The organism is Geosporobacter ferrireducens (assembly GCF_001750685.1).
GTDB lineage: Bacteria > Bacillota > Clostridia > Peptostreptococcales > Thermotaleaceae > Geosporobacter > Geosporobacter ferrireducens.
The window spans coordinates 2,208,106-2,232,184 of record NZ_CP017269.1; the positions used below are offsets into that span (position 1 = coordinate 2,208,106).

24 protein-coding genes and 1 riboswitch are annotated in these 24,079 nt (G+C 40.5%); of the genes, 7 read left to right on the plus strand and 17 right to left on the minus strand.

Going from position 1 to position 24,079, the window contains the following annotated elements:
- Positions 1–32: 32 nt before the first annotated feature.
- The 5 genes from Gferi_RS10460 to Gferi_RS10480 all read right to left on the minus strand — a co-directional run bounded on the left by Gferi_RS10460 (position 33) and on the right by Gferi_RS10480 (position 4,821).
- Positions 33–1,259: an anti-sigma factor domain-containing protein gene (locus tag Gferi_RS10460; protein WP_069976205.1), complete on the minus strand. Its 1,227-nt coding sequence runs from the start codon at positions 1,257–1,259 to the stop codon at positions 33–35.
- Positions 1,249–1,983, minus strand: coding sequence for an RNA polymerase sigma-I factor (gene sigI / locus Gferi_RS10465; RefSeq protein ID WP_069981380.1), 735 nt, complete (start codon positions 1,981–1,983; stop codon positions 1,249–1,251). The genes Gferi_RS10460 and sigI overlap by 11 nt, the downstream gene beginning before the upstream one ends.
- Before the next feature lie 207 nt (positions 1,984–2,190).
- Positions 2,191–3,027, minus strand: coding sequence for an alpha/beta hydrolase (locus tag Gferi_RS10470; protein ID WP_069976207.1), 837 nt, complete (start codon positions 3,025–3,027; stop codon positions 2,191–2,193).
- Positions 3,028–3,049: 22 nt separating this feature from the next.
- Positions 3,050–3,748, minus strand: a complete 699-nt coding sequence (locus tag Gferi_RS10475; protein ID WP_083273488.1) for a DUF554 domain-containing protein — start codon at positions 3,746–3,748, stop codon at positions 3,050–3,052.
- A 170-nt stretch (positions 3,749–3,918) separates the two neighbouring features.
- The gene (locus tag Gferi_RS10480; RefSeq protein WP_069976211.1) at positions 3,919–4,821 is read right to left on the minus strand and encodes a DNA-3-methyladenine glycosylase family protein; all 903 of its coding nucleotides are present in this window, start codon (positions 4,819–4,821) and stop codon (positions 3,919–3,921) included.
- Between the two features lie 106 nt (positions 4,822–4,927).
- A riboswitch (cobalamin riboswitch) is annotated at positions 4,928–5,100 on the plus strand.
- Between the two features lie 83 nt (positions 5,101–5,183).
- On the opposite strand from Gferi_RS10480, the gene cobT reads away from it, so the two are divergent.
- Positions 5,184–6,230, plus strand: a complete 1,047-nt coding sequence (gene cobT, locus Gferi_RS10485) for a nicotinate-nucleotide--dimethylbenzimidazole phosphoribosyltransferase (RefSeq protein WP_069976213.1) — start codon at positions 5,184–5,186, stop codon at positions 6,228–6,230.
- A gap of 121 nt (positions 6,231–6,351) precedes the next feature.
- Positions 6,352–7,125: an undecaprenyl phosphate translocase family protein gene (locus Gferi_RS10490; RefSeq protein ID WP_069976215.1), complete on the plus strand. Its 774-nt coding sequence runs from the start codon at positions 6,352–6,354 to the stop codon at positions 7,123–7,125.
- Between the two features lie 47 nt (positions 7,126–7,172).
- Here Gferi_RS10490 and Gferi_RS10495 read toward each other — a convergent pair whose 3' ends face one another.
- The 3 genes from Gferi_RS10495 to Gferi_RS10505 form a co-directional block, all read right to left on the minus strand.
- Positions 7,173–8,921: a CAP and S-layer homology domain-containing protein gene (locus tag Gferi_RS10495; protein ID WP_069976217.1), complete on the minus strand. Its 1,749-nt coding sequence runs from the start codon at positions 8,919–8,921 to the stop codon at positions 7,173–7,175.
- A gap of 150 nt (positions 8,922–9,071) precedes the next feature.
- Positions 9,072–10,325, minus strand: a complete 1,254-nt coding sequence (locus Gferi_RS10500) for a Glu/Leu/Phe/Val family dehydrogenase (RefSeq protein ID WP_069976219.1) — start codon at positions 10,323–10,325, stop codon at positions 9,072–9,074.
- Between the two features lie 259 nt (positions 10,326–10,584).
- Entirely contained in the window at positions 10,585–11,397 is an 813-nt protein-coding gene (locus tag Gferi_RS10505; RefSeq protein ID WP_069976221.1) for an Asp23/Gls24 family envelope stress response protein, read from the minus strand.
- 216 nt (positions 11,398–11,613) lie between these two features.
- Here Gferi_RS10505 and Gferi_RS29170 point away from each other — a divergent pair, with 216 nt between their 5' ends.
- On the plus strand, positions 11,614–11,784 hold the full coding sequence (locus Gferi_RS29170) for a DUF362 domain-containing protein (protein WP_069976222.1): 171 nt from the start codon (positions 11,614–11,616) through the stop codon (positions 11,782–11,784).
- Positions 11,785–11,822: 38 nt separating this feature from the next.
- Here Gferi_RS29170 and Gferi_RS10515 read toward each other — a convergent pair whose 3' ends face one another.
- The 5 genes from Gferi_RS10515 to Gferi_RS10535 form a co-directional block, all read right to left on the minus strand.
- On the minus strand, positions 11,823–12,296 hold the full coding sequence (locus Gferi_RS10515; protein ID WP_069976224.1) for a MarR family winged helix-turn-helix transcriptional regulator: 474 nt from the start codon (positions 12,294–12,296) through the stop codon (positions 11,823–11,825).
- Positions 12,297–12,418: 122 nt separating this feature from the next.
- A complete protein-coding gene (locus tag Gferi_RS10520) occupies positions 12,419–13,645 on the minus strand; it encodes an electron transfer flavoprotein subunit alpha (protein WP_069976226.1) in 1,227 nt (408 codons plus the stop codon).
- Positions 13,646–13,667: 22 nt separating this feature from the next.
- Entirely contained in the window at positions 13,668–14,456 is a 789-nt protein-coding gene (gene etfB, locus Gferi_RS10525; protein ID WP_069976228.1) for an electron transfer flavoprotein subunit beta, read from the minus strand.
- Between the two features lie 13 nt (positions 14,457–14,469).
- Positions 14,470–15,609 (minus strand): acyl-CoA dehydrogenase, encoded by a 1,140-nt coding sequence (locus Gferi_RS10530; RefSeq protein ID WP_069981381.1) that lies wholly within the window; start codon positions 15,607–15,609, stop codon positions 14,470–14,472.
- A 294-nt stretch (positions 15,610–15,903) separates the two neighbouring features.
- A complete protein-coding gene (locus Gferi_RS10535) occupies positions 15,904–16,542 on the minus strand; it encodes a redox-sensing transcriptional repressor Rex (protein WP_069976230.1) in 639 nt (212 codons plus the stop codon).
- 199 nt (positions 16,543–16,741) lie between these two features.
- On the opposite strand from Gferi_RS10535, the gene Gferi_RS10540 reads away from it, so the two are divergent.
- From Gferi_RS10540 to acpP, 3 genes are all read left to right on the plus strand, one after another.
- Positions 16,742–18,658: an ABC-F family ATP-binding cassette domain-containing protein gene (locus Gferi_RS10540; protein WP_069976232.1), complete on the plus strand. Its 1,917-nt coding sequence runs from the start codon at positions 16,742–16,744 to the stop codon at positions 18,656–18,658.
- A 99-nt stretch (positions 18,659–18,757) separates the two neighbouring features.
- Positions 18,758–19,999, plus strand: a complete 1,242-nt coding sequence (locus Gferi_RS10545; RefSeq protein WP_069976233.1) for an NAD(P)-dependent oxidoreductase — start codon at positions 18,758–18,760, stop codon at positions 19,997–19,999.
- Positions 20,000–20,203: 204 nt separating this feature from the next.
- Positions 20,204–20,434 carry an acyl carrier protein gene (gene acpP / locus Gferi_RS10550; RefSeq protein ID WP_069976235.1) on the plus strand — a complete coding sequence of 77 codons (231 nt, stop codon included), beginning with the start codon at positions 20,204–20,206 and terminating at the stop codon, positions 20,432–20,434.
- Positions 20,435–20,807: 373 nt separating this feature from the next.
- Here acpP and Gferi_RS10555 read toward each other — a convergent pair whose 3' ends face one another.
- Positions 20,808–20,987: a hypothetical protein gene (locus Gferi_RS10555; protein WP_069976237.1), complete on the minus strand. Its 180-nt coding sequence runs from the start codon at positions 20,985–20,987 to the stop codon at positions 20,808–20,810.
- A 76-nt stretch (positions 20,988–21,063) separates the two neighbouring features.
- The gene (gene tsaD, locus Gferi_RS10560) at positions 21,064–22,131 is read right to left on the minus strand and encodes a tRNA (adenosine(37)-N6)-threonylcarbamoyltransferase complex transferase subunit TsaD (protein ID WP_069976239.1); all 1,068 of its coding nucleotides are present in this window, start codon (positions 22,129–22,131) and stop codon (positions 21,064–21,066) included.
- A gap of 272 nt (positions 22,132–22,403) precedes the next feature.
- Here tsaD and Gferi_RS10565 point away from each other — a divergent pair, with 272 nt between their 5' ends.
- Positions 22,404–22,601: a hypothetical protein gene (locus Gferi_RS10565; RefSeq protein WP_069976240.1), complete on the plus strand. Its 198-nt coding sequence runs from the start codon at positions 22,404–22,406 to the stop codon at positions 22,599–22,601.
- Between the two features lie 19 nt (positions 22,602–22,620).
- Here Gferi_RS10565 and Gferi_RS10570 read toward each other — a convergent pair whose 3' ends face one another.
- Both Gferi_RS10570 and Gferi_RS10575 read right to left on the minus strand, forming a co-directional pair.
- Positions 22,621–22,812, minus strand: coding sequence for a hypothetical protein (locus Gferi_RS10570; RefSeq protein WP_069976242.1), 192 nt, complete (start codon positions 22,810–22,812; stop codon positions 22,621–22,623).
- Between the two features lie 91 nt (positions 22,813–22,903).
- The gene (locus tag Gferi_RS10575; RefSeq protein WP_069976244.1) at positions 22,904–24,052 is read right to left on the minus strand and encodes a polymer-forming cytoskeletal protein; all 1,149 of its coding nucleotides are present in this window, start codon (positions 24,050–24,052) and stop codon (positions 22,904–22,906) included.
- Positions 24,053–24,079: the final 27 nt, after the last annotated feature.

Genomic DNA, 24,079 nt, shown 5'->3' on the forward strand with positions numbered 1-24,079 from the left:
GGCTTGTCCTCCTTTATTCTTTATAATACTCCCTAGGGCTTTTTGTTGTGGGGAGATATATTTTTGATGTTCTTTTGCTTTTTCGATTCATCCTCTTTTTTGGTTTTTTCCCCTTTGTTTTCCCGCTTGGGAGAATCCTCATCCTTTACATGCTTTATCTCTTCCGGCTTGGTTTTCTCCCTAACAGGCTTTTGTTTTTGCAGTTCTTTTTCTTCATTGGTTTTGCCTTCACTACTGCTTGAAGTATCATCTTCCTTCTTATCGGTCTTTTCCGGTTTCTGTTCCTGTGGCTTTTTTTGTTCTGCAGGGGGTTTATTATTCTCAGCAGGCTTCTCCAATTGCTCCTTGCCTTCTTTCTTGGAAGCATTTGAACTTTTCTTTTCCTTCTGATCTGTTTGTCTCTGACTTTCATTCTTCTTTTTATCATCCGGTAAATCTTCTTCTTTTTTCTCTATCTCTTCTTCTTTCTTTTCATCCGCTTTAGATTTATTTTTTTGAACTTCTTTTGTCTTTAATTTTCCAATTCCTCGTTCAACCAGCTCTTGTACCTTTGCTTTTTTAATTTCTTCTACCGTTACCGGTTGTTTTTCCTCTATGGCGTTCAGGAAAACCTCATATTTTCCAATAGAAATTTTTTCTTCCCGGGCTTTTGGAAGATCCTCTTTTTTCCCCTTCAGATAGAGTACTTCAATCTCTTGAAAGCTTTCCTTTTCATCCAGCTTCTTTAAAATGACATCCTCCAGCTGCGGTTTTGGAAATTTTGTTTCCTCCTTTAAAACTACTGTGGAAATAAGTATCGTCTTTCTCTCTTCTGTGATATACTGTAAATTTTTCGCTTTATCTACCAATTGCACGACTGCATCCTCAGCGGCCAAGCCTACTAGCGATTCATCCAGAAGCTGCTCACCTTCTTCGTTAAGGGCCAAGCTCCGCAACACTTGATTTGCTCTATTGATTTCCAGCTCTACGCTTGGATTGATATCAATGCTGACAACGGCAGCAACCTGCTGCATAGGCAGCCAACGCTGCAATGTAGTATATACTGTTGCAGATAAGAAAAACAGCATGAAAACTGCAGCGATCAAACTAAAGGACTTGGACATCGACGGCTTTTCCTTGTAAATATCTTCTTCTATAAATAATATTTCTTTTCCGGTGGTAAGCCCTTCTTTTTTTACGACTTTCAAGCATTCTCCACTGGAGGTAAACACAATGGCAAAGCTTTTTTCCACTTTTACAACACATCCTTTATAGACCATGGCTTACCCCTCCTTTACCTCCCGATATGTATTGCTTTAATCCATCCAATTCACTATCTAGTATCAATACGGTAGCAATAATAAACTTGCGGCTGCGTTTCAGCATTTTTATAGTAACACCCATGTCCTGTACCAAGCGACTGCTGGGCAAATTTTTCTTTCTCATCAATTCATCCCTTAGTTCTTGGTGGTTTACGATAAATCCGGCAATTTCCAGAGCTTTACTTCGGGTATCCCTATGCTTTGGAGCCTCTTCCACCAAATTCTGAAAGGTAATATCAAAAGCTTTTAACTGTTTTTCTAAAGCTTGAATTTCTTCCTTAAGTGCAATTTTCTCTGTAAAATCCTCGGTCTTTAAGCTGTCGCTGCTCCAATTTTCCTCAGATTCCTCCAGTTGATTGATCGACAAGGTCTTGCTGTGTTTTTTTATTTTCCTAAGATAATCCGTAATCCTGCTTTTAATGACCAGTTCCGCAAAGCCAATGAAACTTCCCCTAGAAGCTTCATACTTATCTAAAGCTTCATTGAAGGCTTCCAGACCAATACTATATTCTTCGCTATTTTCCGATTCCAAATAGCGATTAATATGATTGGAAATGGTTTTGATCACAAAGGGAATATACTCTTGGATTAGCTTCTCCCGTTCTTCCGAATCGCCCGACTGAATTTTTATTAATCGATCCGAGAAGGTGTCTTTTTTAAAAAAGTTAAGTAGGCGCGCCAACTGTTTTACACCTCCCTGCACTACAGATATACGCAGTCTGTTTTGGTTTTTGGTACCTCTGATGTCGTCATATAATGACATTTGACAATAAATAAAAAACAGCAAAATTCTACTCTTCTACTAAAACTGCATTCCAAAGTAGCGCTATTTTGCTGAATATCTAATATTATTGTATCAGAGAGATATTATTTTTCAATGGTCAGGAAATTATTCCCTTTCTTGGATCCATTCCAGCACTGCTTTTGTTTCTGTTCTACCCGAGAGAAATATCTGAATCATATCCGAATGATGCAGATTCCCTGCAATGAACAGTTTTCCAAGGTCTCCATTATATTGATTATATTTCTCTACGAAATTCGCCGCCTGGTCCATGCCTAAAATGGTATCCTTCTTTCCATGGATGCAAAAGAAGGGTATTTCTTCCTTTCCATGAATCTGTTCAATGGGATTTGCCTGATGCCATTTCATCGGATTCTTTACAAGCAACTTTACTAATTTTTTTATGAAATAGTTCCGCTTTGCAGATAAGTCGAGGGGTGCACCTAAAGTGATCACACCGGACAGCTGCTCCCTGCAAACAATAGGGTCTTTCTCCCCATTCAAGGCCATTAGGGCAGCTAATTGTCCGCCGGAGGAATGCCCGCATAAAATAATCTTTAGCGTTTTCCATTCACCCATCCCTAATTTCTCCACGCTCTTTCTTAAGCCTTTCTCGATATCTTCCAGCTGATCGGGAAATTTATGAAACAGAGAAGAACGGTGTCCTACCAATATTGCAGGATATCCTGTCCGGGCAAAAAAATATCCAATAAAACGGTATATATCCGGCAATCCAAAGATCCAGCCCCCTCCATGAACAAAGAAAATGAGTTTATTTCTTTTTCTTCTATCATCTGAGTGAAAAAATAATACATATTGCCCATGATCTTTTCCAAAATAGATTTTCTCCACCCGTATACCTTTCTTCTTCCTCTGATTTGCAATCAGCATTTTTACCAAAAGAATAGGCATAGACAGATATTCCTCTACTGCCCAACGAAGCATCTGCAACATCTCCTATATTCGACTATGAGAAAATACCAAAATAAATAAGCTTCAATATATAATAAACCAGCGGTACAAAAATAGCCGGCAGCATATTCCCTACTTTGATTCGTTTAAATTCTAATATATTAAATCCTATGGCCAAAATCAACAATCCACCGATGGCTGACATTTCCCGAATGACATCTTCTGTTAAAAAATCCTTCATATACTCAGCCGTTAATGTGATAAAACCTTGATAAAGAAACAGCGCTACGGAAGAGAAGATTACTCCAATACCCAGGGTAGAAGTAAATACAATAGAAGCAATCCCGTCTAAAACTGATTTTGCATAGAGTGTCTGATGATTTCCTGTCAGCCCGCTCTCTAAGGACCCTACGATTGCCATTGAGCCTACACAGAACAGCAGACTGGCAGCTACAAAGCCTTTTGCAATTCCGCCTTCTTTTCCACCCATTTTATTTTCCAACCAATTTCCCAGTTTTTCAAGATTATCTTCAATGCGCAGCATTTCTCCCAGAATGCTTCCGATGGCAAGACTAAAAATCACCAGTACTAAATCTTGCGTTTTTAAGCCTCCCATGATTCCAATCAGTACAACAGCAAGTCCGATTCCTTTCATGACCGTCTCATTGTATTTATCAGGAATTCCTCCCCGAAATAGGAGCCCTACCAAACTTCCCCCTATAACTGCCAATGCATTGACAATTGTTCCCCACATAAGCTGCTCCCCCTCGTAGCTAGATAAGTTGCAATAAATATGTTACATTCGCTACGCCAGGGGACAGTTCCTCATGCACATAAAAAACATCTGTGCCAGACGAACCGTCCCCATGACTCCGCTATTGCAACTTATATATTCTGCTTTTTTATTTATTATTCTGTATACAATTAAAAATTCCTTCCCTGTCCTCCTTTACCAATGCCTAATTCCCGTGCATAATAAAACAGGTATTGCTGCGCAAAACCTGCGTAAGCGCCAAACCGCTTTCCTGCATAATCTTGCAGCTGATTTAAGGGGATGCCCTGGGGCACATAGAAAAACTCCATAACTCTTTTTACCCAGGTATCAATGGGAAAAGCATCTTGCTTGTCCATAGAAAACAACAAAATACAGTCGGCTACTTTAGGGCCTACACCACTAATCCGCAGCAATGTTTTTCTAGCATTTTCCGTCGACAGATTGTGCACCTGATACAGCTCTATTTGATTTTCTGCTGCCACTGCAGCTGCATCGACAATATATTTCGCCCGATAACCGGTTTTAGACAGGCGAATGGCTTCTACAGTCTGATTTAGTAATGCCTGCGGCTTAGGAAAATCATAGTATTTTCTCCCTCTATATTCACCGATATAGGTGCCATATCGAAGACTTAAATCCTCTATGGATTTTTGAATCATTGAGATTCCCCGATTGGAAGAAATAATAAAAGAGATCAATGTCTCCCACGGATCCTGTCGCAAAATACGGATACCATGTCCAAAAGCAGTGGCTTTCTCCATAACCGGATCATTCTCTGATAAAACTTTTTTGATTGTTCCATAGTCGCGATCCATATCAAAATAGGAATACCATACCTGGTGAAATTCTTCAAGGGTTGTAGGATGTATAATGAGACTGTTTTCCCGGCGACAGAGATTGATCACTTTTCCCTTCGCAGTCATCGTATAGCTGCCGTCATCTTCCCGCCACCAACGAAAGCATTGCCCACACTCAAAAATATGAGGCAATTCAAAATCTTGAACACCTTTTATTACGACAGCATCTTTGACCTGTTGAATGTTATATTTCAAAATATTTTCCTCCCTTATCGTAGCAGGATATTTTGCTTTTTCGAAGAATATAATCTTTAAGTATAGTTTATCAAAAAAACTCACTTTTAATAGGAATAAAATATATAATTAAATCTACACTATAGGTGCCCCTTTGGGGAGAATAGGGAATGAAGTGAAATGCTTCAGCGGTCCCACCACTGTAAAGAGGAGTTTTGCACATTTAACCACTGGTTTTCCGGGAAGGGGTGTAAAACGTTGAATCTGAGCCAGGAGACCTGCCTATAGAAATCTAGCGTCTTTGAATGATGGTAAAGTTCATGATTGATTTGTATTGCAAATCAATCATGAACTTTTTCTTTTTACTAAAAAGGAGGAATAATATGCAATTATTAAAGCAAACCATTGAAAGCATTGGAGAATTGAATTCCGAAGTGATGAAGCAAACCAGATATCGTGTAGACCATTTGGTAAAACCGCCTGGAAGCTTGGGCAGAATGGAGGATTTGGCTGTACATCTGGCGGGCATCACCAATAACCCTTTCCCAGAGGCAGATCAAAAGGTAATTATCGTGATGTCCGCAGACCATGGGGTTTATGCAGAGGGCGTCGCCCCTAATGATCAGATCATTACAGCGATTCAAACCCCTAACTTCGTTAGAGGTGTAACGGGCGTTTGTGCCTTTGCAAAACAGGCCCGTGCAGATGTAGTCGTCGTGGATGTCGGAGTAGCTGTTGATCTAGACGCTCCCGGTGTAATCAATCGCAAAATACGATATGGTACTGACAATATGGCGAAGGGACCTGCCATGTCAAGGGACGAGGCCATCCAAGCCTTGGAAATCGGCATTGAGATAACCAGTGAACAAATCCGTCAAGGAAAAAATTTGATTGGCACCGGTGAAATGGGCATCTCCAACACTACTGCCAGTGCTGCCATCCTTTCTGTACTTGGCGCCTTTGATCCCTCCGAAGTCGTGGGCATTGGCGCAGGGCTATCTATCGACCGGCTGTCCCATAAAGCAGATGTGATTCGTCGCGCCATCGCCTGCAACCGGCCAAATCCCAAGGATGGCATTGATGTTTTGGCAAAGGTAGGCGGCTTCGAGATCGGTGGAATGGCTGGAACCATGCTGGCTGCAGCAGCCCATCGCGTTCCGGTAGTCGTAGACGGATTTATTTCCACCGCTGCAGCATTGATTGCAGTTGCACTGGCTCCTAAGGTAAAAAACTTCCTCATTCCTTCCCACAGTTCTGCAGAAAAAGGCGCAGCAAAAGCCACTGCACTGTTAGGTTTAAAGTCCATGTTTGACATGGATCTCCGGCTGGGTGAAGGAAGCGGTGCTGCTCTTGCCTTCAACTTTGTTGAGGCTGCGACCTATATGGTTCGTGAGATGGTCACTTTGGAAGAAGCCGGTATTACCTTATAATTTTAAAAATAAGAATCCCAGGTTCGCCGGTTTTGTATGCCTCAATTTGTGGTATAATAAGATTGATTGCATGCAAAAGAAAGGTGCATTTTTTCTGCATCTGCATTCATAGGAGGAACACATGGGCTTAGTCATTCAAGGAATTATCCTTGGTTTTATTATCGTACTGCCGGGAATGAGCGGTGGAACCGTTTTTCTTATCTTTGGTCTTTATGAAAAAATGGTAAAAGACCTATTAAGGTTGCATATCCGCCCCTATTTACCGCTGGCTGGAGGTATTCTGATCGGTATTTTCGGCGGTGGATTTACTTTTGCTTTTTTCTTTGAAAACCATAGGGATCCTACAGCAGCCTTTCTGCTTGGATGTCTCCTAGCCTCTATCAAAGCAGTTCTCCGGGGTTGCCCCAAGGTTAATCAAAAAGGATTTATCACCATGGTCCTTGGCGTATTAATCGGTTTATTAATGGTTGTAGAGCCTTTGGGTCACAGTATAGAAACAGAAAACGTAAACTGGTGGCTGTTGATGCTGGGTGGCGCTTTTTCCAGTGCTGCAATGATTATTCCCGGGATTCCGGGAAGCTCTGTATTGATTTTACTGGGCCTTTATGATACCATGCTTTTTTCTATTAAGGAATTACAGCTCTCCAATTTGCTGTTTTTCGGTGCCGGCAGTGTACTAGGCATCTTTCTGCTGTTAAACCTGCTGGGGAAATTATATGAAAAGTATCGTGCAATGGTATCTTTCTTTTTTGCAGGCTTAATCCTAGGATCCTCCAGGGCTATTATGCCCTCCACGCCAAACCCATTGGTTGTATTTCTTTTTACCGCCGGATTCTTGCTGGTTTGGATCTGGAGCGGCAAGGAATCTTCTAACGTACTTCGCAGTGAAGACTGATAAAAGGGATCTGAAAATATGCTTCTCACGATCCCTTTTTTATGATTCTATAATTTTTCCAATAACCGTTTCATCATCGTAGCAGCCTCTGCCCTTGTAGCATTGTCTTTTGGAACGAATCGGTTTCCGGTTCTTCCCCGAATAATTCCCAACTTGCCGGCTGCCCGAATATCCTGCGCCGCCCATCCGCTTATAGCACCCTTATCCGCAAAGCTTAGTTCCGGTAAATTCTTGATTAATTCTTTGTTTCCTTTTTTCTCAAAAGCCCGGATGACCATAACCGAAATTTCTTCCCGCGTGATCAATCTTCCTGGTTCAAAATTCCCATTTCCGGTCCCTCGAATAATTCCTGCCCGATATGCTGCTTCAATATATAAGGATTTATTCGTTGTTGTACGTACATCTTTTAATAATCCTTCATAGCCTTTTGTCTCCAGTCCTAGGGCTTTTACAATAAATTCTGCAAATTCTGCCCGGGTAATCTTGTCATTCGGCCTAAAATAGCTGCCGGTTTTAGGAGTGAAAATACCTCTTTTCTCCAGATCCATGATATCCTTCTGTGCCCAATGTCCTCCAATATCTTCATAATTCGTCCGGCTGATCCATTTGTTTACATCTGCTGGTGTTGCCGCTGTAGTGAAGCTCCAGGTTTTATCAATGATTTCTGAGGTTTTATCATCAAATTCAATTTTCCCCTTTATGGTGACCGTATGTTTCTCCTTTGCTGTCAATGGGCTTGAGGGAATCAAAATCACACTGTCCTGTAACCATTGGTCCTTTCCGGGAGTATTTAAAAAGGTATTGAGTGTACTCCCTCTTGAATTGGTTAAAACAGCTTTATCAATGGTTATTTTGCTAATATTTTTGTCAGTAAAATAGGAGAGTGTAATCGGATACCCTACGTTTTGCTTTTTATTATGAAACCGTAAGGGATTTGGACTTTCATTGCCGCTCCATGCAGTATTTACATCGGTTTGATTTTCCATAGGATAGACCATTAATTTATCTTTTTCGGTCTTTCCTCCACCAAATTTATAGGTATAATATCGATCCTTCATCCCATAACCTAGGTCTGTTAAAAAAGGATTCAGCCAAACCAGCCGGTGATAGGGAGCATCCACCAATCCATCGATGGATTCCCGGTAGTTCCGGTTGCCAGAACTGAGGTTCTCACTAACCAAGCTGCCGCCGTATCCGAAAGCCCCTACTCTGTCCCAGGGTTTAGCACCAGTAAACCCTTTAGCATTGGCAAGTTGTTCATGGGTAATCTGTTTATTCAGGGCCATATAGTTGGCATGCGCCAATGCTGCAGCATTTAAACTGTCATTTAACCGTAGCTCCTGCAGCCCCATAAACTTTCTGTATTGATTCACATACTCCAGTACCTGTTTCTGTTCCTCTGTCGCTGCCGGCAAAACAGCAACTGCATTTTCGCTGACAGAGAATTGCCAGCTTTGATTAAAAGTCTTTGTCCAACCTTTAAAGGCTACTGCAAGGTCTACTTTATAGGATCCTGCCCTTAACGATTCCTTAGGAATATGAACAATCGCCTGAAGGCGCTCATCATATTTTGCCGCTACAACCGATCCGTTTAATTTCATTTCAATAGACTGTATGACGTTATTATTTAAAAAAATAGGCAGACTGATGGTAGGCTTTGATACCATTACCCGAATATCCTTGGGCTGGGGGGGCAAGTAGCCAATATTTTCATTTCCGTATGCAGCTGCACCCATTCCCATAGCGCACAATAGCGTAATTATATATATAATGAATAATTGCTTCTTTCTATTCATCCGCACTCCCTCCTCTCCTTTATTGTAATACATATTTTGGTTAAAAATAGTTATTGTCTTGAAAATGTAATATTCGTCCCTAAAATGTAATAAAGATCCATAAAAAATAAACTGCGAAAAATCGCAGTTTATTTTTTATGGATCTTTATTTTAGTACCAGCCTCTTAATTTCATTGCAGTAGCAACACGCTTGATAGACATCATATATGCTGCTGTTCTCATATCTACCTTATGCTCTTCTTTTAATGCCCAGATTTCTTCGAAGGCTTTTACCATCAATGCTTCCTGCTTTGTTTGTACTTCTTCGAAGCTCCAGTAGTAGTTCATTAGGTTTTGTACCCACTCGAAGTAGGATACAGTTACTCCGCCGGCATTTGCAAGAATGTCCGGAATAACTACGATACCCTTTTTGAATAATACTTCATCTGCTTCCGGTGTTGTAGGTCCATTGGCTCCTTCAGAGATGATTTTTGCCTTGATATCATTTACATTCTTAGATGTGATTTGGTTTTCTAAAGCACATGGGAATAACATATCTACATCCATGGTTAATACTTCACTTCTGTCGATTTCTTTTGTTGCGCCCGGGAAGCCCTTTACATGTCTGTTTTGTGCTGTATATTCCATCAATGCCTTCACATCTAATCCATTTTCATTTACGATGCATACACTGGAGTCAGATACTGCAATTACCTTTGCACCCATCTGCGTGATGTATAATGCTGCATAGCTTCCTACGTTTCCGAATCCTTGAATGGCTACCGTTGCACCATTTAAGTCTAATCCGGTTTTCTTCGCTGCATCTCTTGCCATGATCGCTACGCCGTATCCTGTTGCTTCTGTTCTTGCTAAAGAACCGCCAAAATCGACAGGCTTTCCTGTGATTACGCCAGGCTCGTTATATCCTCTTAATTTGCTGAACTCATCTACCATCCAAGACATGATCTGTCCATTTGTATTTACATCCGGTGCCGGAATGTCTTTTCTGTCTCCTACGATTGGAGCGATTGCTGTTATGTATGCTCTTGACAATCTCTCTAATTCGCCCTTTGATAATGTTGCCGGATCTACGATGATTCCGCCCTTGCCGCCACCGTATGGTAACCCGATTACGTTACATTTGAATGTCATCCATGTGGATAATGCCTTTACTTCATCTCTAGATACATCGTGATGGAAACGGATACCGCCCTTTGTCGGTCCAGGTGCATCGTTGTGCTGTGCTCTGAAACCAATAAAAGTTTTAATGCTTCCATCATCCATTCTTACCGGAATAGATACTTCCAAGGTTCTTAAAGGATTCTTTAAGATTTCATATACTGCCGGATCTGCTCCTAATTTGTCACATGCTACCTTAACCTGATGCTGTGCAATCTCAAAAGGATTTAATGTTTTTTCAGCCATTTCTTATGACCTCCTCATTCATTTATATATTGATATAAAAAATCATAAAAAAACCATGCACACCCTATTATTCCAAAAAAATTCATAAATTATTCTTTAAAATTGTTAATATTTTAACTTTACAAAATTTTTTGAAAATATAGTCACGCGCACGCATACAAGGAAAACATTTTCCGCTTTGGTATTTCAATGTTTATCATCTTTTGTCCCACTCCAAAGTCATTATAACATACTCAAATTTTTTTGTAAACACCGTGCATTAAATAATCACTAAACTTTTTATTGTGACATTTATCCCCAAAATATTCAGTGCTGTCATGTATTCTACCTCTTCTTTTATCTGCCTTTGAACCAACTTTGCTAATTCTCTAACAGGATTTCCATATGCAAAAACTAATTCTAAATGGATCACAATGCCATTTGGATGATTTACAACATCCACTTTAGAAATTTTATAGGTTCCTATTACCTTATAGGCTGCATGATAGACCAGGTCGCTAATTACTTTATCAGATATCGTATACTTCCCAAGATAACTAAAGGTAGGTCTTACTACAGACTTTTCAGAGATATGGACACTGTTGTCTTTTCTTCTGCGAAGAATTTTAAGTGGGTCGATGAAGTATCCGGAAAAATCTTCCTTAATCTCAAAGGTAGGTACCGGAATGACATGCTTTCCTAATTCCTGTCGCTGTTTTTGCGCAATTCTTCGCTCCTCCTCTGTAGAAATCTCTTCAATAAAAACATACTGTTGAATAGGGCCTATCTCTAGATGGGAAGCAATTTTTTCTACCATTCGGTCTGAGGTTCCCAATATTAAGATTCCCTTTGGTTTAAGCCTTTCGATGGCTTCCTGCACCAATTTTCGATGCTCTTCACTGGCAAAGAGCGCTCTCTTGACCGCTCCTACTGCAGTAGCTTCTCTTTTGGCCGATTTTCCTGCCACAATCTTATTTTCATGAATCAATAGCCCGTCATCAATAATATAGTCTAATTTCTTCTCATGGGCTAATGTCATTGCCCGGTAGCTTTTTCCTGTGCCGCTGCTCCCGATGAGTGCATATACTTTCATGGAGAACCTCCCTTTTATACGTGCATATACTTTCATCCTATATTTTATCATACCTTAACAGAATAGTATTGTATTTCTCGCGGATGGATATACAATGATAATCATTATATATTAGTTTTTTTGCCCTATATTTTTGTATGTTTTATTGTTGAAAAAAATGGCTTTTGCTATAATACTAATATCCAAAGAAAAAATAATTTTGAGGAGGATATACATATGGCATATGTAATTTTAGATTCTTGTATCAGCTGTGGTGCTTGTGAACCAGAGTGTCCAGTAAATGTAATCAGCGCTGGAGACGACAAATATGTAATCGACCAAAGCGGATGTATTGACTGCGGCGCTTGCGCAAATGTATGCCCAGTTGACGCTCCTGTACAAGAGTAGTCTCATTGAATTCTTAAAAAAGATACCCTCTGATCTCATCAGGGGGTATTGTTCTTTTCTTCTGTTTTTCTATTGTTTGATAAGGTGGTTTGGTTAATTTTACTAAGAAACTTTAGAATGGCTTTTTCTTCATTTAAGCTCATATCATCTAAAATAAAATGGAGCAATTCCTTCTGCTTTTCCAGATTGTGTTCTGTCATCCTTCTTCCAAGTTCAGTAAGCCTGACAATATATGCCCGCTTATCCTTTTTTGACTTTTCTTTTTCAAGATATCCATTTAAAGCCAACTTTTGAACACAGGAGGAAATCAAACCACGGTCCATTTCCATTTCCTCTACCAATGCATATAGTTTTTTATAATCCTGCTCGCCGACCCTTCGTAGAATGTCCAAGTCCAATAGGGATAGAGCTTCTCCCTTTACGCCGACTTTGAAGCCTTTGCGATCATAAATCAGTACCTTATGAATCACTTTATCCAGCATTCGATTGATTTCGTTGTAATAGTTCCCCATTCTGACCACCTGTTATCTTTTATTCATGCAATTATAACATTATTGAGAATATTTTTCAATGACAAAAATAGCAACGGGTGGACAGCGTCGTCCACCCTTACCAAGCTTATTATCTACACGATTTACAGCGCTGCTGCTACTTCTTTCATTGCCTTTACAATATCATCTACACGTTCTAGTCCATCTATTAAAGCCGGAACGACCTCATATAGATCTCCTACGATCCCATAATCAGCAATTCCGAAGATCGGAGCATCCGGATTTTTGTTAATGGCAATAATGATATCCGCTCCTTGCATTCCCGCCATATGCTGAATGGCACCTGAAATACCGCAAGCAATATAAATCCTGGGTTTTACTGTTTTTCCCGTCTGTCCTACCTGGTGATCATGATTGATCCATCCTGCATCTACAGTTGCACGGGATGCTCCTACCACTCCGCCTAATCGATTGGCCAGCTGCTCAAGCAACTGAAAACCTTCAGGTTTTCCTAAACCTCTTCCACCGGCAACAATTACTTCTGCCTCCTCTAAAGCCACCATTGCCTTGTCCGATTTTACAACTTTTATTACTTCTGTTCGAATATCCTTCTTCTCCAGATTCACCGGTACTTCGATAATTTGCCCGCTTCTTCCGGCATCACTTACTGCCTTGTCCATAACGCCAGGTCTCACAGTAGCCATCTGCGGCCTGTGCTTCGTACATACAATGGTGGCCATGATGTTTCCGCCAAAGGCCGGACGGGTTTGCAGCAGCTTCTTGTCTTCCTGGTCAATCTCCAGCTTCGTACAATCTGCCGTTAGTCCCGTATCCACTCTAGCCGCAACCCTTGGAGCCAAATCTCTTCCAATATGGGTTGCTCCTAAAAGGACAATTTCAGGTTTTTCTGCTTGGATCAGTTCAGAAATTACCTTTGTATATCCATCGGTAGTAAATACTTTCAACAGCGGATGCTGTGCCAAATACACTTTATCTGCACCGTAGGCGATACAGTCTTTCGCCAACTCTCCTATGTCCTCTCCCAGCAATACGGCACAGAGTTCTACACCAATTTCTTTTGCCAGTCTTTTTCCTTCTCCCAGAAGTTCTATGGCTACCGGCATAATTTTATCTTCCCGCTGCTCTACAAATACCCAGACATTTTTGTAAGCAGATAAATCCTTTTCTGCTGCTCCCTGATCTTCCCGAAGGATCGCGTCAAACTTACATGCATCCAAACAGGCACCGCAAGCCACACATTTATCATTAATAACAGCTTTTTTCTCAATCATATCGATTGCATCGAAGGGGCAAGCCTTTAAACAAAGCTTACAGCCGATACATTTATCCTCTAATACTATAATTGCCATCTTTTTCCCTCCACTCTCCCGATTATATTATATGCTTTTGTTTTAAACTGCCAACTAACTGCTCTACCATTTCCTTTGTATTTCCTTTAAGCATGATTCCTTTTCCCTTGGGTTCCGGCGTAAAGGAGCGTTTTACCTGGGTTGGTGATGCATCCAAGCCAACCTCTTGCTTCTGCACTGCCAAGTCAGCCAAGGTCCATACTTTCACTTCTTTTTCCCGGAAAGCATCATAGATTCCGTCAATAGACATATAGCGAGGATGATTTAATTCTTTGATGGCAGTTAAAAGAACCGGCGTTTTTGCCTTGATCAGTTCATATCCATCTTCCAAGGCTCTTTGAACCAGAATTTCTTCTCCTTGAATTTCAAAATGCTGTACATAGGTTACCTGTGGAATATCTAATCTTTCTGCCAGCTGTGGCCCTACTTGCGCTGTGTCTCCATCAATTGCCTGTCTTCCGGCGAATAAGATATCATAGTTTCCGATTTTTCGGACAGCTGCCGCCAGCGTATTGGAGGTAGCCCATGTATCCGCCCCGGCAAAAGCGCGGTCACTTAACAGGATTGCTTCGTCTGCACCCATAGCCAGACACTCCCGCAGCATTTCATCTGCCTGAGGCGGTCCCATGGTAATAACCGTTACATGTACTGCCGGATTCTTATCCTTTAGTGCCAAAGCCTCTTCTAATGCATTTTTATCATCTGGATTGAGTATACTGGGAACCCCTTCACGAATCAGTGTTCCTTTCACCGGATCTATTTTCACTTCATTTGTATCAGGAACTTGCTTTACACAAACAATGATCTTCACGAAAATTCCTCCTTTATTTTATCGTTGCCGCAGAGATTACCATTCTTTGCACCTCTGAGGTTCCTTCGTAGATTTCAGTAATCTTAGCATCCCGCATCATTCTTTCAACAGGATAATCTTGGGTATAGCCATAGCCTCCATGAAGCTGCACTGCTTTTGTCGTTACATACATCGCTGTCTCTGAAGCGAAAAGCTTGGCCATAGCAGCTTCTTTTCCATAGCTGAGCCCTTTTGACTTTCTCCATGCTGCGTTATATACCAGCCAGCGGGCAGCATTAATTCTCGTTTCCATATCGGCAATCTCAAATTGAAGTGCTTGGAACTTTCCAATAGGTTTTCCAAACTGCTCTCTTTGTTGTACATATTTAATCGTTTCATCCATGGCACCTTGGGCAATGCCTAATGCTTGGGCCGCAATACCAATCCGGCCGCCATCCAATGTACCCATAGCAATGCCAAATCCTTTACCGATTTGACCCAATAAATTTTCCTTCGGAATTCTACAGTTTTCAAAAATCAATTCTGTGGTTGCTGAACCGCGGATACCCATCTTTTTCTCTTTTTTTCCGATGCTGAAGCCAGGGGTTCCTCTCTCAACAATAAAAGCGGTGATTCCTTTTACGCCTTTACTTTTGTCTGTCATGGCAAAAATCACATAAGTATCCGCTTCCCCGCCATTGGTGATAAAAATCTTTGTGCCATTTAATATCCACGCTTCTCCTTCCGGCACTGCAGTTGTCTGCTGTCCTGCTGCATCTGTACCTGCATTGGGTTCTGTCAATCCAAAAGCACCTATCTTTTCACCTTTTGCCAAAGGGATTAGAAATTTTTGTTTTTGTTCTTCTGTTCCGTATTTTAAGATCGGCCAGCATGCCAAGGAAGTATGGGCCGAACAGATTACGCCTGTTGTACCACAAGCTCTGGAAAGCTCTTCTACTGTGATCGCATAGGCAACCTCATCGGCTTCTGCTCCTCCATATATCTTTGGTACGATCATGCCCATCATACCGTATCGACGCATCTTCTCTACGGTTTCCTTTGGAAATCTTTCTGTCTCGTCAATCTCTGCTGCAAGTCCGGCTACCTCTTTAAGTGTAAATTCACGAACCATTTTGCGAACCATCTCTTGTTCCTTACTCAGTATAAAATTCACATCAATTCCCTCCTCTATATTTTCAATAGTTGATATTTTTTTCACATCATTAGTGAGAATATGATGCATATCCTGTGCCAATTTTTCATGATTCCTTTATTTATTTTTATTTCTATTATCAGTCAATTCTATAAAACCCAGCAAAAAACGGCTGTGTGGAATAAGAAAGAAGACGCTTTAAATCTTTCTTATTCCACACAGCCGCAAATATTTGCTATTTTTTTTGTTAATCGCCTGTCAAATGTGTCTAGGTTTTCGCACACTGTTTGATTTTCTGTACACACCACCAATAAACTATTCGTCCCGATGATTCAGCAAATAGGACAATGTAAATAAGCTCTCGCTCAAGTGTACATTTTCGAGAATCACATGCTCCGGAACATTTAAATCTACAGGTGCGAAATTCCATATCCCCTGAATGTTACATTTTACTAACCGATCAGCGACACTCTGGGCCTGTTCCTTTGGGGTACAAATGATACCGATGGTAATGCCATTAGCTTTTATATATTCTTCCATATGGTCTGCATCCAGAATTTGAATATCCCGTATTTTTAATCCGATTAATTTAGGATTAATATCAAACATTCCCTTTGGTAAAAATCCTGCTTTCTCAAAATTTGTGTAATTAGCAATCGCCTGACCGAGATTGCCTGCCCCTACAATAATGGTATTGTAGTGTTTATCTAAACCTAATATGCCTTCAATCTCTTCAAAAAGGGCTTCTACATTATATCCGTAGCCTTGTTGTCCAAAGCCTCCGAAATTATTTAGGTCTTGTCGGATCTGAGATGCAGTTAATCCCATAATCTTGCTAAGTTCTTTTGAAGAAATTCGCTTAATATCCTTTTCTAATAAATCTTTTAAATAGCGGTGGTATTTTGGCAGTCTTCTAATTACAGCCATAGATATTTTCATATTATCCTTATCCATTGCCCTCTTCTCCTATTACCTTTATTATAGTTATCGACACGATTATATCATTTTGATACAAGAGTGTCAATTTAGCGGTCCATAGGCCATTTTTATACCTATTGCCTCTCATTATATTATGCCATGGGTTCAGTCCATTTTCATCCTCAATTTTTTCTGTTACAATAAAAGAGCACAGTTATTATAGAAGGAGGCTCCCATGATTGTCTTATCCTGTAACAATTTAACCAAATCCTTTGGTATCGATACAATTCTCGAAAATATATCTTTTTCTATCAATGCCGGTGAGAAGATCGGACTGATTGGCGTCAACGGCGCCGGAAAAACTACCTTGTTTCGTATTCTCACAGGACAGTACGGCTATGACCAGGGTGAATTCTTCATGTCTAAAACCCTTACGGTAGGTCATTTAGAACAAAGTGCGCCCTTGGACCCTCAGCATACAATTTTTCAAGAGGCTCTTGAAGTATTTCGCAATCTGATTGAGATGGAAGCAGAACTCCGCCAGCTGGAACATCAAATTGCACAGCAAAGTCAACTTCCCAATAATAACAGTTTAAACCAATTAATGGATATTTATGCCCGCCTGTCAGAAGAATTTCAACAAAAAAACGGGTATGGCTACCGCAGTGAAATTCGCGGTGTTCTAAAAGGTTTGGGTTTTTCTGAAGAAGAATTTGAACAGCCTATTTTTCAACTGAGCGGCGGTCAAAAAACACGGGTAAATTTGGCAAAGCTTCTTTTGACAAAACCCAATCTTCTACTATTGGACGAGCCTACCAACCACTTAGATATTGAAGCCGTGGAATGGTTAGAGGCTTACTTGCGCACCTATGCAGGAACTGTCCTCTTAATTTCCCACGACCGGTATTTTATTGATGAAGTAGTGGATAAAATCTATGAATTAGAGAATAAATCTCTCACCGTTTATCATGGCAACTATTCCTATTATAGTGAAAAAAAGCTTCAAATCTATGAACAGCAGCTCAAGGAATATGTAGAGCAGCAAAAAGAAATTGAAAAACAAGAAGAAATCATTCGCCGGTTTAAACAGCATGGAACAGAAAAGCTTGCAAAGCGGGCTCAAAGCCGTGAAAAAAGATTATCCCATGTGGAAAGAATAGACAAACCCTTGCTGCTGTATAAAAAGGCAAAAATTCGTTTTGAAACAAGAATCAGCAGTGGAGAAGATGTACTGCAGGTCGACAATCTATCTAAAAGCTTTGAAGATGCTCTTCTTTTTCAAAATGTTTCCTTTGATATTTACAAGGGCGAGCGGGTGGGACTGATTGGCCCGAATGGCATTGGCAAGTCCACACTTTTTAAAATCCTTTTAGGGCGGATTCCCTACAATACAGGCCTAATTCGTTTAGGGCATAACGTAATTTTAGGCTACTATGATCAAGAGCAGTCGGACCTGGATCATAGCGCGACGGTTTTAGATGAAATATGGAAGGAAAATATACACTTCAACCAAACCGAAGTACGCACCCTGCTAGGATCCTTTCTCTTTAGCGGTGATGATGTACAGAAGGAAGTTTCTTCCTTGAGCGGTGGGGAAAAAAGTCGTGTAGCCTTGTTGAAATTGATGCTTTCCAAAGCCAATTTTCTATTGATGGATGAACCGACCAACCATCTGGACATTGCTTCTAAGGAAGTCTTAGAAGAGGCATTGCTCCATTATGACGGTACCTTGTTGCTTATTTCCCATGACCGGTATTTCTTAAACCGCGTAACCACTAAAATACTAGAGCTTTCTAACAATGGCGTCCAATCGTATCTTGGAAATTATAAATACTATCAAGAAAAGAAAAAAGAGCTGTTGGAATCCGTAGATCCAGAGACGGTTATACAAAAAACAAAAACCCAGCTCAAGGATGAACGCAGAAAAGAAAAAGAAAAACAACAGGAAGAACGTAAGATAAAAAAAGCAAGAGAAAGTATCGAAGAACAGATTACCCTACTGGAAGAAAAAATCAGCGATCTGGAACAGCAAATGTGCCTGGAGGAAGTCTATGCGAATCCTCAGCTTAGCAAACAGATCCATGAAGAATCCAGCACCCTAAAGGAACAACTGGAAGCGCTGTATGTCCAGTGGGAAGAATACATTGAATAATAGAACATTTCCAAAAGACCATGCATAATTCTTGAAAATCTCAACAGAATACTATACAATTGTGTTTAACAAAAAGCAGCAGGAAAGGAGGAGTTCTTCATGTCTCATGACATCATCAAAGAGGCTAGGCGCTGTTATCAATGCAAATCTCCCAAATGTCGCAATGCTTGCCCCATTGCCACGGATATTCCCGGTTTTATTCATGATTTCTTAGAAGGGAGTATCGAAGAAGCAGGTAAGAAAATATTTGAAAACAATCCTCTTTCTATCATCTGCTCTATGGTTTGCCCTCATGAAAATCAATGTGAAGGCAACTGTATCCGCGGCATTAAAGAAGATCCTGTCCGCATTAGCTCCATTGAGAACTATATCTCCAGCTATTTTCTCAACAGAACCTCTCCAGAGGAAATACAGCTAAACAAAGGTCGAATTGCTGTCATCGGCTCCGGACCTGCAGGATTAACAGCTGCTTTTTACTTGGTTTCAAAGGGGTATAAAATCACACTTTTTGAAGCACAGGATCGAATTGGCGGTTTTCTGCGTTATGGAATTCCTGAGTTTAGACTCTCCAAATCCATCCTCGATCAAATTGCTGCCCGGCTAGTGGGCCTAGGTGTAAAAATCAGGCCAAATACCTTAATCGGTCCAGTAATCACCATCGATACCCTTTTTGACGATGGCTACGATGCAGTATTTATTGGTACCGGTGTATGGCGCCCCAATGTCCTTCGTATCAAAGGCGAAAGTTTAGGACATGTCCATTATGCTATTGACTATCTTCGCAGCCCTCAAGCCTATCAGCTGGGCAATCGGGTATGCGTCATCGGCGGCGGCAACTCTGCTATGGATGTAGCCCGAACTGCGCTCCGAAGCGGCGCACGGGATGTACAGATCCTATACCGCAGAGATCGTGAAAGCATGCCTGCAAGAGATACTGAAGTGGAATTGGCCCGAATCGACGGAGTAAAGTTTCAATTTTTTACTTCCCCTGTTGAAATTCTGGATGATGGGATTCGTTGTGTGAAAAACCAGCTCACAGAGGAGGGCCTTCTAGAAATAATTCCGGATTCAGAATTCATACTGCCTGCTGATTCTGTAATCATCGCAGCCAGCCAAGGACCTCGTAAAAATATTGTATCTACAACAGAGGGGATCGAAATTAATGATCGCGGTCTACTGATTACGGATATCACTGGAATGACTACAAGAGAGGGTGTCTTCGCTTCGGGGGATGTGGTGACGGGTGCCAAAAATGTGGTTGAAGCCGTAAAAATGGCTCGAGATGTAGCAATGACCATATCAGATTACGTCGAAAAAAAAAGATCGAAAATAGATGAATAGAAGAATACTTCTGTGTTAAACTTAAGAAAGATATTAGAAGCTATTCCATTATTCAAAATCATGATTTTCCATCTATTGGCATATCTGCAGGAAAATTTTTTCTATGGTTTTTCACTATAGTATTTTTTTAGGAACTGTGGTAAAATAAACACGTTGGAGACCACTAAGTGGTTATGATGAATATTTAAGGGAGGTATATACATAATGGTATTTGAAAAGATAAAACAAATTATTATCGATCAATTAGGTTTAGACGATGACGTAGAGATCACAATGGACTCTTCTCTCATGAAAGACTTAGAAGCAGATTCGCTGGATGCTGTGGAAATTATTATGGGAATCGAAGATGAATTTGATGTAGAAATTCCCGATGAAGATGCAGAAGCTTTTAAAAACATCGGTGATATTGTCAGATATGTAGAGGAAAAAATGTAGTTTGGAATTCCAAACTACATTTTTATTTTTATACATCCGCTACGCCACGGGGACGGTTCGTCTGGCACATAAAAAACATCTGTGCCAGACGAACCGTCCCCATGACTCCGCTATGGCATAACAGATGTTTATTTTTTTATTTTTGTTGTTATATTTTACATAACATGGGCATATATATAATACCAGTGGAAATCTGCATATCTTTATCCACACTTTTTCCACAGAATCCACAACGTTATCCACATAGAAATGTACCTATACACTCTATCTGAAACTTTACTCACATTATCCACAATCTTATCCACATTTCTTTCTGAATAACTTTACACAAAAAAGAAACCTCTTATGATTAACATAAGAGATTTTTGTGCGATTATGCGATATTTATTCTACTTTTCAAAGCTTCCAGCTCTGAATACATAGCATGGATGATTTCATCATTTTGTTTGTTTTTCTTCAGCAGCAATTCTACTAATTCGTATAAGTCCTTTACTCTTGTCTCCAGTTCTTCCCTGCTAATATTTTCGTCTACTTCCTTTAACCAATGCAGCATATGTACTACCTCCTATTGATATCTTGTAGATTCATTATACCATGGAGGTATTTTTTCTTCCTAGCTGTAATGTCTGTTATTCTTGGGAATACCTTACATATTTCTCTCCCAGCTTTAGGTTTGGCACAGCATTTAGATACAGATCCGCTGCATGTCCTGCAAGGTAATCATAGTAGGCAGCACATCCTATCATGGCTGCATTATCCGTACAAAGGGTCAGAGAAGGATATTTAACCTTTAAACCCTGCTTTTTCCCTTCCTCCGTTAACATTCTTCTCAATCCGCTGTTCGCCGCTACACCACCGGCCAATACGATAGTGTCTGTTTTTTTCCGTTTGGCAGCTTCAATGGTTTTATAGACAAGGACTTCTATAACAGCCTGCTGAAATCCTGCTGCTACATTTTCTACAACAATAGGATTGCCTTTTTGCTTTTCTCCATTGAGATAATTGAGTACTGCTGATTTAATACCGCTAAAGCTAAAATCAAAACTATCTGCCTCCAAGTATACCCTTGGAAATTTTATGGCTTTCGTGTCTCCCTTTTGGGCTAGTGCATCAATCAACGGCCCTCCCGGATAACCCAATCCCATGGCTCGCGCTACCTTGTCAAAAGCTTCTCCCACTGCATCATCTCTCGTTTTTCCCAATACTTCATAAATACCATAATCCTCTACAAAAACAAGATGGGAATGCCCTCCTGAAACAATTAAACATAAAAATGGAGGTACCAATGTCTTGTCCTCAATATAATTGGCACAAATATGGCCTTCAATATGGTTTACACCAATCAAAGGTATTTTTAATGCATAGGCCATAGCCTTTGCTGCAGAGACGCCTACCAGTAAAGCCCCAACCAATCCCGGGCCATAAGTTACGCCGATCTGATCAATTTCTTTTAGCTCTACATTGGCTGTATCCAGGGCCTCTTGAATTACAATATTTACATTTTCTACGTGTTTTCGGGAAGCTACCTCCGGTACCACTCCACCAAATTTTTTGTGTAAATCGATTTGAGAAGAAATGACATTCGATAAAACCTCTCTGCCATTTTTGACAACTGCAGCAGAAGTCTCATCACAGCTGGTCTCTATAGCGAGGGTTAGGACATCTCGTCCGTTTTTCGATTGAATTGTTTTACGCATATGATCACCTTCTTTTGTGTATATCTCTGTATATTATATCCAATGGAAGGACAAATAGCAAAATTTTCTACACAATATAGCGGGCAGACACAAGGCCATCCCCTGCAAAAGAAGCACTAATGTAGGGGATGGCCTTGTGTCGTCCCGTTTATAACAGATATATATTAGATTTATCATTCTAATATGCAGTTTCTATAATGATATTTGTTCTCTGGTGAAATACTATAAGTATCCGTATACGGAAATTCTATGGTATAAAGGAGACTGGATCAATGGCTGATCATCCACAGGACAGCAAAGAAAAGGAAGAAAAGATTCCTGATCATGAAGGCTTTATGCAGCGACTAAGCGATAGAAATATTCTTTCCGATGCCATGTTAGTAGAAGTAGACCAAACGGATTTCACCAATATTCTGATTGCAGAAGAATCCATACAGGATGATGAGGAGCAAAAAAAGGATCAAACATAAAAAGCAGCGAAGCTGCTTTTTATGTTTGATCCATATTCACCAAAATCTCGTCAATTAGATCCAGTTCACATTTATGGTCTTCTGTAAAATGTCCGCAATTTTCGCAGTTTACTTGGGATGGTAATGTTGCACTTTGAAGACCTTCCTGATAAATATTGCGAAACTTACTGCAGCGCGAAGCAATTGCATGAAGCTGCTCTTTACTGGCCATCCTATCCCTCCCTTTAAAGTTTATTAATAGTATCCGTAAACTTTAATGAACTATACAAAAGCCAAAGGAAAAATTCTTCCTTTGGCTTCTGCTATAATTCTTCAATGGGTTTATCTTTTTTTAAGATACGCTGAATGTTGATCAGATAGGTTCCGATCCCAAATAACAGTACTGCAAAAGATATAAATCTGCCAATATACGGAATATAAGAAATTAAAAGCAGAATTACTAAACCCAGCAGCATTGGCAGCAGGGATTTTTCTTCGTTTTTAAGGATCTTTCTGCCAATCCATAGTCCTACAGGCAGCCTAGCCAAATAAAGCAGTATTCCATAGAGAATGAGTGAAAGGATTCCCAGTGGAATACCAATCACAGTAAACATCATTAGCACAGCTGCGATAGGGATAACAATCAGTGCTGTCAGTCCGATTCCCACGCTGTGCCACGGCTTTTCTTCCATGGTGATTGCACTGTTTTTCATAAATTTATCGAAAAGGTATACGGATAAAAACCCAATCAATAGATAGGCCAGCATGCCAACCCCTTTACGAATAAGGTGGAGATATTTCCATCCTTTTTGCAGATTTTCCATACTCTGGCTTCTATTTCTCCTTGGCTCCGGCAGCCGGTATTCTACATGGCCTGTTACAGCTCCTTCAGGTATGCTGATTTCCTGTTCGCTCGTATAGGTAAGGTTTCCCTGGATTTTTCCATTCGGTCCAAAATATAGTTCTTCAGCAGATGCCGTCACATCGCCTTTTATTTCTCCATTGATTTCCAACCGTCGGGAAGCAGCCCTTACATCCCCGCCTACGATGCCATTTAAGATTACCCTGGATGCAAATACATTAATATTTCCGTCTACAGCGCCCTCCTCCGCTAACAATAAACTTTCTGTCAAAGCCGTTATGTTTTTTCCAATTTCTCCTGTAAGCTCAGTTCTATTGGACGCAAGCCTAAGATTTCCATTAATTTTCCCACCGATTTTACTGTTCATGGCAGCTAAAATAATATCTCCTGTTACCTCTCCGCCATTTTCAAATTCACTGCCCGCTGCATAGATGTCTCCATTGACTTTTCCACTATTAATGATCGTGTCTCCAGCTCCAAAATAGTCTCCTTGAATGCTTTCCTCCTGACCAATAATGATATTTCGCGGGGTATCCTGTACTGCCGCTGCGGGTAAACTGCTAAACCCAATCAGAAGCACACACCATATTATCCCCATTATTTTTTTCATTCCTCCAGCCTCCATCCTTTTTGAAGT